Below are 8,928 nucleotides of genomic sequence, written 5' to 3'. Positions count from 1 at the left end.
GCCGTCCGGCCATCGGCATTTGAATTTCTGATCTTGAAGTGTGCATGTGTCCACCTGTTTTGAAGTGGACACGATCGTCTTAAGAATTTTGACTCGGTGCAAGATGCCTTTGCCGCTTGCTTACGTTGTTGTATGGATTTTAGGTACCGGGTGCGGGGGGCGCCGGGGTGCAGGCTGCAGCGTAGTCGGGGGCGGTTCGGGGTGGCCGCGAGGTGGGCCACGTTTGGCACCTCTGCCGCGCTCGGGGCTCGGGCATGGCGACCCTCCGTCCGGTGGGGCGGCAGTGGCGAGATGGGGCAGATTGTGGGCGGGGACTGGCGTCGGGTGCATCGGTTTCGACGGGTGATTTGAAGTGTTCGCGCTGGGTAGCTGCAATGGAGCGAAATGTAATTTGGCAGGGCAGCGCAAGGAGACCCTGGGCGGCGAGGGCGTTCTGCTGGAGGGCCGCTTTTCGAGCAACCCGCATACGTCAGAGATTGCCGACATCGGCCGCAGCCTGACCGCCGCCAACGAGGAACTCAAGTTGCTGGATGACCGTTGGCTTGAGTTGTCCACGCTGTTGTGCCACTAGCCCGTTTGCCAACTGTCGGCGACTCTGTCGATTCGTCGCAAAGCGAAGTCTTGTAGTCGCTGGTGTTGCCTACACTTGTCGCCATGAACGCACTCCATCCCCTACAGTCCGCCTGGCGTACCTACTGGGTTCTGAAAAAAAACCGCCCCGAGCCGGCCTGGGCACGCTTGGCTCTGACCACTGCACTGGGACTATGCATCGGGGTGGTACTGGTAACGCTGGTGGGCCTGTTTTCGGGCAACTTGGGCCGATGGATCTGGTGGCGCTACAACCTCGCGGCGAACCTTGTGGTCTGCTTATGCATAAGTTACACCATCCACGGGCTGTACCGTAGCGTGGAATTGCTGCTCTCCGAGTCAACCTTACAGCGCATCATCGGCTGGCGCGACTGGCGTGCTGGCGTACTTTTCTCTATGTTGGGTGTTAGCGGTGCCCTGCTGGGTGGACTGCTCGGGCTGGCCTGGATCTCGCTTCTGTTTAAGGTCGATGCCTGGGCGGTGTTTGCAGCGCAGCCACGTGCCATCAGCAATTTTCTGGTCATTACCGCCCTGATCACTCTGGTGAACTGGTTCTATTGGCGCTGGCACACCAAGCGGCAGGCGCTGCAGTTGCAGGCTACCGAATCGCAACTGCGCCTGTTGCAGGCCCAAATTGAGCCGCATTTTCTGTTCAACACTCTGGCCAATGTGCATAGTTTGATGGACTACGAACCCTCGCGTGCGAAGGCGATGCTGGAGGCGTTTACGGATTACCTTCGCTCCAGCCTGGGGCAATTGCGCACTACTCAATGCACGGTGTCCGCCGAACTGGACATGGTAAAGAGCTACCTGCTGCTGATGCAAATTCGCATGGGGGAGCGCCTACGTTATGAGATCAAGATGGACGAGCTTGCGGGTGCAGCGTTGGTGCCACCGCTGTTGCTCCAACCTCTGGTGGAAAATGCCATACGTCATGGTCTCGAACCCAAGGTGGAGGGAGGCACGGTGCGCATTACCGCCAGCGAGCAAGGGCATCGCCTGACAATCACGATCGAAGACGATGGCATGGGCAGCGCTGCGCAGAAGCACTCCGGCCGTCCTGGCAGCGGAATGGCGCTCGACAATATTCGTGCCCGACTGCACACCCGCTATGGCGAAAATGCCTCTATCGCGTTGGAACCCCTCCCTGCAGGCACACGAGTGACCTTGCAACTTCCTCAGGAGATACTCCCATGACAACGGCCCTGCTTGCCGATGACGAGCCACACCTTGCGCTGTACCTGAAAGACCAACTGAAAAAGCTGTGGCCTGAACTCGAGGTGCTGCATATCGCCAGAAACGGTATTGAGGCGGCTGAAAGAATTGCGCATTTGCAACCAGACCTGGCGTTTCTGGACATTCAGATGCCAGGGTTGACCGGCCTGCAGGTGGCGCAGGGAATTGAGGGCACTACCCGGGTGGTCTTTGTAACCGCTTACGACGAGTTTGCGGTGCAGGCCTTTGACCATGCCGCTCTTGACTATCTGCTCAAGCCCTTGAAAACGGAGCGTCTACAGTTGGCGCTGGACCGCGTCAAGGCTGCATTGGCTGCGGGCTCCGCCCCAACGCCACCTGAGGCAGACGCCGCCATGGCGCAGGCACTGAGGCGCCTATTGGGAGCAAACTCCCCTACGGCACCCCGGCTGCGCTATGTGCGCGCCGCCCAGGGGGATTTGACGCACCAGATTCCTGTGGAGGACGTGTTGTTTTTCCAGGCGGACGACAAATACACGGTGGCTCAAACCGTGCGTGGCGAACACCTGCTGCGCACACCCATCATCGACCTGGTGGCGCAACTCGATCCCGAGCAATTCTGGCAGGTGCACCGCTCCACACTCATTAACCTGCAGTACCTTGCAGGCACACGGCGCGACGAAGCCAGTCGGCTGTTCCTGCGCATCAAGGGCAGCGCCCGCGAACTGCCCGTGAGCCGTGCCTATGTGCACCTGTTCAAGGCCATGTAGCACAATCGTCTGCCGGTGAATTGGCGGCCCCTTCTCTGGCTTGTGCTCGTGGACGCATCTTTCCCGATACGCTCCGATACTCGCACGTCCATCGGTGTGTTGGGTAAGGCTTGGGCGTCCTCAGGCGACGCGTTCTATCTAGACTTTCGGCAACAGTCCGGCACTTTTTGCTGATGCTGGGTACGGGACGGGTTTTCGCTCGCGAGAGCCCAGATCAAATTTGTTGTGTTTTCAAGGTTGTCTGCAATTGCGCCAACAACTCAGTAACAAGATCCGGCGACTGAAATTCGTCGGACCAATCTTCTCTGGGCTCAATGGAGGTGTTTGCTGGCCTGGGGTTGGTCGTAGCAAAGGTGTCGGATGCATTCTCTGGCGCGGTTTCTTGTGACACTATCGCGCTGGCGGTTCCACCAACCACAGTCATGTCATTTCCAATCTCGGACGCTACGGCAGGCGCTACAACTACTGACAAGTCTCCAGTGATACCAGCCAGCGTGCTTCCCGGTTGCTTGCCAAGATAACGATCCCAAGCAGCATAAGGGTCAATGCCAGTGTCGTTGTAGGTATTGATGATCGTTGCCTTTTGTGCAACTTCCAACGCGGTATCCTGAGCCTGGCGGGCCTGAATGGCTGCCCAGTGCTGCGGACTGCAAGCGTTTTGTAGCGCACCCTGGTTGGTGGAATCCGAAACAAAACAAGGCAAGCCGTTTAATGCATTTCCTGTTAGCTGGCTTTTTGCCTCTGCGGCAACCGTACGTGCAAGCAAGTCTTGATAGTTTGTCCAGTGCTCAGCCGTGCTGCCGCGTGTGACTGAACTCCTGGTGCTGGAGGAGGCAGTGCTCCCAGATAGCAGGCTGCTGGTGGAAGAAATGGCAGTCATATTCGCTCGTTTCGAAATAGGTCCGGTTGAAGCGCAAAGACCCGCGGCAACGCCAGTCATTCCCCCGGATTTGGATGACAGCGAGACTTTGCTCAATCGCTGATTTTCACGCGATGCATTGGACACGGACCTTTGAAATAGGCCACTTATCAGTTCTATTCAAGGTCTTTGCGGAAGCGAGTTGCTCAGTTAACAATCACTTGGTGGTCGTCAGAAAGCGTCATAAAGTGGTTTTGAGGTGCATCTTTCAGCGGCACCATCGCAATGATTGCAGCGCAGCAGCGTGCATCTCCCTGCAAGTCGCATAAAACTCCACCGGAACCGAAAGGTCCATGAATCTGTCCACATGCTTGAGGAATTCCGGCGACAGCTGTGGCAAGTTCTCCCGTGGTTCGGTGCGGAGTGCTTGGCGATAAGGTGGAGGAATGTCTGGTCGGGTGGAACGATGGCATCCTGGCGGGGCGGGTGGCGGCGTCTGCGAATGATTGGCGGGACGACTTCCTGCCGTAAGTTTTTTGGTAGCATGAGTCGGAAGCAGGATTTTTGTCGAAATTGCTCCAATTTTCTCAGCCAATGAAGAACTCGACGCCTAGGCCAACAATGGAACTAAACGATTTGTCTCAACAGTTGGCTCAGGTTGGCTTTCAAGAGCTGGTGATGGATTTGCGTGGACCCAATGGCGCAATGGATGTGCATGTTCACCCATTTGAAGCCAAAGCACTGATTTTTCTTCAGCTTGACACAGCCCAGCCGTAACCACTTCACGCTGATCGACTTTTTCAACCAACGCCGTCCGGATCCCATGCCCCATGCCGTTTACCGCCTGCGCGCAGAGCGTCTGGCACGCGCTGTAAAGCCTTTTCGTGCGCGTGGTGGCGCCAAGACCGTGCGTTGCCTGGGTTGCCGGGTCATCCACAGCCACTGTCTTTGCGCCATCCGCCCGGTGGTGCCGACGCGCGCCGGTATCTGTCTGCTGATGGCTGATATCGAACCGCTCAAACCCAGCAATACCGGCTGGCTGATTGCCGAAGTGGTGGCCGACACGTTTGCCTACAGTTGGGCGCGCACGTCGGTCGACCCGAGGCTACTGGTGCTGCTGGCCGACCCGCAGTGGCAACCCTATGTGGTGTTTCCGGGTGAGTTTGTCAGCCCTGAGCGGGTTGTATCCATGCTGTTGCCTGACATGACTGCCTCAGAATCGCAGCCAAAGCGACCGCTGTTTGTACTGCTGGATGGCACCTGGGCCGAAGCGGGCAAGATGTTTCGCAAAAGCCCTTATCTCGATCACTTGCCGGTGCTCAGTTTTCACCCTGATCAGTTGTCGAACTACCGTTTGCGCCGATCCAGCAGACGCGACCATTTTTGCACCTCCGAGGTTGGGTCCCTGTGCCTGGACTTGGCTGGTGAGCCACATGCCGCAAAGGTGCTCGACGCCTATCTGGATGTGTTTACCCACCATTACCTGCAAGCCAAAAACCAGGTGCCGGCGGATCGGCAAGGCGCACCACACCAACGTCTGGCACAACTGCTGAATGCTCAGCAATCCGTGCAAACCCACGCAGCGTTTGAGCCCGCCCATTGATCATGACTGCCACTCGAGGTGATTCAAAACGCAATGCTGTTTTTATAAACAGTTTCGATCAGCTGACCCGATGGCACTGACTCTGAGCAATTTGCGCCGCTACGCGGTCGCGCGCAGCCTGTTTCGCCCAACCACGCTGTCGCGCGCCGTTGGGCGACTGGGTTTTGTGCAGGCCGACCCTATTCGCGCTCCGGCGCCGGCGCAAGACCTGATGCTGCGCCATCGTGTCAAAAACTACCATGTCGGTGATTTGGCGCGGCAGTACGCCAAGCTGGATATTGAAGAAGACTTCTTTGTCAATTATGGTTTTCTGCCACGCACCATCCAGTCCTTGATGCATCCGCGTATACCGGCCACCCCATGGTCGACGGAGCGTCAGTTGCAGGCACAGGCGGTGTTGGCGTATGTGGCTGAACGCGCCGTGGTGCACCCGCGTGAGGTGGATGCTCACTTTGCACACGGTTCGGCACGTAACTGGTTTGGCGGCATGTCCCGGGCCAGCACGCAATTGCTCGACGATATGCACTACCGCGGAATGCTGCGGATTGCCGGTCGCATCGGCGGTGTGCGCACTTACGCGGTGCGGCACGCACCGGAGCCCGCGCTGGTCGCCGCCAGTCCGGAGACGGCCATGGACGCATTGGTGGACGTCATCGTGCGGCACTATGCGCCTTTGCCGGAGCGTTCGTTGGGTGACCTGATCAGTCATCTGCGTGGTGGCGCGCCGCAATGGGCGCATCAGCGTCAGGCTGCTTTTGTGCGCGCCCGAAAACGCCTCGCCAGTGCCGAGTTGGACGGTATCCGCTGGTATTGGCCTGGCGATGAGCGACCGGCCACGAGTCGTTTCCAGTGTCCCGAGGCGGTACGCCTGCTCGCACCGTTTGACCCGGTGGTGTGGGACCGGCGTCGGTTTGAGATTTTTTGGGGCTGGGCCTACCGATTTGAGGCCTATACCCCGGCGCCGCAACGTCAGCGCGGCTACTATGCTTTGCCTCTTTTGTGGCGCGATCAAGCCATTGGCTGGGCGAATCTGGTCTTACGCGATGGCCAACTTGAGGCTGAATTGGGTTACGTGTCAGGCCGGGCTCCCACCGAGGCCGCCTTTGCACCGGCGTTGGATGACGAACTGCAGCGAATGTGCGATTTTCTGGGGGCTGCGCGCGAGCATGGCGGCAAGACTAACTTCATTTTGAGGTAAGTTTGGCCTTTAGCCCAATATCAACGTCTGTTTTATGCTCTGATAACTATAGTGATTGGTGGTAGCCAATGGGGGTGTTGTGGCACTGCCTGGTGGCATTACCAGCCGCCACCTCCGCCACCACCGCTGCTGCTGCCACCACTGGTGTTGCTGCTGCTTGATGAGCTGCTGCTGTAAGTGCTGGCTCCCGAGGTCGGCGTGTACACATCCATCCCTGCTACTGCGCTCTGCCACAATCCACCTGTCCACACCGCTGTCGACGCTGCGCCAAACGCTGGTCTTGTTCTGGGTGAAAAGCTGTCTGACTCCGTTTCCATGCCTGACTCGGCGCTTTGCGCTGTAGGGTCGGCAACATCGCAGGACTGAAACATGGTCTCAACCTTGGGTACCAGACCCAAAGCCACCACATACGGCAGCCAATGGGCTTTGAGTTGTGGTGCCGATGATCGAAGTTGCGCCCGGAAGTAGTTGCGTGCCGCACACATATTTTTGCGAACCTGGATCTTCCTGGCGCTTTGGTTGATTCGCATCGCGTCCAGGTTGGATTTCAGTACCGCCAGATTCCAGGCGACCATGGTGGCCAAAACCGAGACATGAAGCATTTTGGTGGACGCATCGAGCAAGATGGCCGTGCTGATGCCAAACAGGGGTGCCGTGATGGTGATGATCAACAGGATGCGTACCGTCATCCAATCCATTTCCCACGCCTGGCTTTCGGCCGCTCGCACCCCCAGGTAAAGCGTGACCAGCCCAGCGGGAACCTGCCACAACAGTAGGTCCAGGCCGTCACGAGTTCCCGCCAGCGCGGCGGCCACCATCGCCACGAGAGAACCAACAAGCAATGCGCCGTTCAATCTCCAGTTCAGTTTCCTGGGGGCCTTGGACCAGTCAGGCAGTTTGTTGAGCTCGCGCCCCATCAGATCGTCGACGGTGCTCGTCAGGTTGAGTCCCTTGCCGGCATAGCGATGCAGCAGGGCGTCGGTATCTGTGGACCGATTGCCGTCAAAGAACAACTTGTTGATCAATGCCGAATACTCCTTTGGCAATGTCTCGGCATCCACCAGCAGTCGCAACGATAACCTGGGTCGGCGAAACCACCGTTTCTCAACACGCGACGCCACCTGGCGCTTCTGTACCAGGCTCGCGAGGATGGTGGCGACAACATTGGATCCCCAGCCGAGCGCGATGGCGCTGACAACTTCAGGGCGATACGCAAATACCTTGCTTTCCAGCCATGCGCTGTCGATGGTTTTCGGGCTGACGATGCGGGCAAAACGCCCGTACCGGTTCTCCTGCCAGAGAAAGTAGCCTGTGACCAGGCAGGCACCCAAGACCAGCATTCCCAGTGAAGCGTGAATCCCGATCGGAGATGTCAAGGCGATGACAAAACGAGGTTGCGACGAACCGCGGTGTGTCAGTTCGCCCAGCACAATGGCACCTTGGCCCGGCCCAAGGTTTCTCAGCTCCTGAACGTGTGGCGAAGGCATACCTGTCCAGCTTGAGTCCAGCACGAATCGCGATGTGAACTGTTCGATGACACCGGTTCGGTCCGGAAACGCAAAGTCGTGATTGAGCCCAAAGTGCCCGTTATGGCCACGAAGCACACCGCTTAGTGTGTAGCGAATCCGATAGGTCAGCGCCTTCTGCGAAAAGGGCGGATCGCTCGGTAGCCTTGAACGCCAACGCAGCACGGCCGCGTTGGTGAGTTCAAAGTGATTCACCGCATCCAGACTTCCACGCGTCAGGGGTACCGCCCTGGTGCCATCCATCAGGTCCACACCTTCGAGTTGCAGGCGTTGACCCGGATGGACGACAAAACGCCGCTCGCCACCGTTCCAGTCCCCATCAAAGACGAAGGTTTGTGTCTCGATCACGTGCATGAGACCGTCCGCGTCGAGGTTCGCCTGCACGTCGACCGCACGCCAGTACAGTGACTTGGCATGGCCCAGAGCGACTGCCAGCAGCATGGCAGTCAAAACAATCAGGTTTCGAAGCATGATGTACTTTGGCACCGTCAGCCAGATGGGTTGGCGCTTGCCAAGGCTCCCATCGTAACCCAAACCGCACCATGCAACCTCTGTTATAACGCGCCTAGAGCTTGCTTTCGGAACGCCGCAAACGCCGACCAAGAACGCACCGCACCACTTTTTTGATGGACATCGATGCGGAAGTGCGATAGATTGCATCCACCGCAAGTGATGCTGAGGAGCGTTTTGTGATGAGTCGATCAGGCAGCGATTGGCCCGGCAATCGATGTTGGGAAAACAGTGGCGGCGTCAGTGAAAAGTCGGCAACCGATGGGCAACCATGGTCACCCGTCAAGTAGCCGCTTCTCAGCAGGCCAGAAAAGGCTGGCCGTTTTTTCTGATCTTTGTGTTGGTCGGCCTGGGGATGATGGTGCCTTTTGCCTTGCAAGCGGTGCGTGATTACCGCATTGCCTGGCATTATCAACCGACCGAGTGCCAGGTGCAGGGTGCCGTCACAGTGAACTCCTCATCGACCTCTGTTCTTGGGGGCAGTCGGTACAGCACTGACACCGCGCATCGTGAATTCAGCTGGTCTTACAGAGTTAATGCAGTCCACTATTTCGCCGAAGGATACGACAATCACGACGGCATCATGGCAACCGGCCAGGAAACGGGCGATATCCATACAGGTGTGCGAATGACTTGCTGGTACGACCCGGCCAACCCGCAGAAGTCAGTTCTGGCGCGAA

The 8,928-nt window shown here is 57.9% G+C and carries 8 protein-coding genes; 6 read left to right on the top strand and 2 right to left on the bottom strand.

The genetic code is table 11. The features are described from left to right. The first annotated feature begins 391 nt into the window (after nt 1–391). From KBF66_RS17595 to KBF66_RS17585, 3 genes are all read left to right on the top strand, one after another. Nucleotides 392–571 carry a hypothetical protein gene (locus KBF66_RS17595; RefSeq protein ID WP_296660460.1) on the top strand — a complete coding sequence of 60 codons (180 nt, stop codon included), beginning with the start codon at nt 392–394 and terminating at the stop codon, nt 569–571. Nucleotides 572–654: 83 nt separating this feature from the next. Further along, nucleotides 655–1,785, top strand: coding sequence for a histidine kinase (locus tag KBF66_RS17590; RefSeq protein WP_296660456.1), 1,131 nt, complete (start codon nt 655–657; stop codon nt 1,783–1,785). After that, the gene (locus KBF66_RS17585; RefSeq protein ID WP_296660453.1) at nt 1,782–2,552 is read left to right on the top strand and encodes a LytTR family DNA-binding domain-containing protein; all 771 of its coding nucleotides are present in this window, start codon (nt 1,782–1,784) and stop codon (nt 2,550–2,552) included. Before KBF66_RS17590 ends, KBF66_RS17585 begins: the two co-directional genes overlap by 4 nt. A 214-nt stretch (nt 2,553–2,766) precedes the next feature. On the opposite strand, the gene KBF66_RS17580 is transcribed toward KBF66_RS17585, so the two are convergent. Further along, nucleotides 2,767–3,432, bottom strand: coding sequence for a hypothetical protein (locus tag KBF66_RS17580; RefSeq protein ID WP_296660448.1), 666 nt, complete (start codon nt 3,430–3,432; stop codon nt 2,767–2,769). 802 nt (nt 3,433–4,234) lie between these two features. On the opposite strand from KBF66_RS17580, the gene KBF66_RS17575 reads away from it, so the two are divergent. Together KBF66_RS17575 and KBF66_RS17570 are read left to right on the top strand one after the other, a co-directional pair. Beyond that, the gene (locus KBF66_RS17575) at nt 4,235–5,014 is read left to right on the top strand and encodes a tRNA-uridine aminocarboxypropyltransferase (RefSeq protein ID WP_296660462.1); all 780 of its coding nucleotides are present in this window, start codon (nt 4,235–4,237) and stop codon (nt 5,012–5,014) included. Nucleotides 5,015–5,084: 70 nt separating this feature from the next. After that, entirely contained in the window at nt 5,085–6,212 is a 1,128-nt protein-coding gene (locus tag KBF66_RS17570; RefSeq protein ID WP_296660445.1) for a crosslink repair DNA glycosylase YcaQ family protein, read from the top strand. A gap of 98 nt (nt 6,213–6,310) precedes the next feature. On the opposite strand, the gene KBF66_RS17565 is transcribed toward KBF66_RS17570, so the two are convergent. After that, the gene (locus tag KBF66_RS17565; protein WP_296660442.1) at nt 6,311–8,209 is read right to left on the bottom strand and encodes a DUF2207 domain-containing protein; all 1,899 of its coding nucleotides are present in this window, start codon (nt 8,207–8,209) and stop codon (nt 6,311–6,313) included. 310 nt (nt 8,210–8,519) lie between these two features. Here KBF66_RS17565 and KBF66_RS17560 point away from each other — a divergent pair. Continuing rightward, nucleotides 8,520–8,928 (top strand): DUF3592 domain-containing protein (locus tag KBF66_RS17560; protein WP_296660439.1); only part of this gene is annotated, 409 nt, incomplete at its 3' end.

The sequence above is a fragment of the Rhodoferax sp. genome (assembly GCF_018063565.1).
GTDB lineage: Bacteria > Pseudomonadota > Gammaproteobacteria > Burkholderiales > Burkholderiaceae_C > Rhodoferax.
Note: the sequence above shows the minus strand (reverse complement) of the source record. Positions and strands in the feature narration are given on the sequence as shown.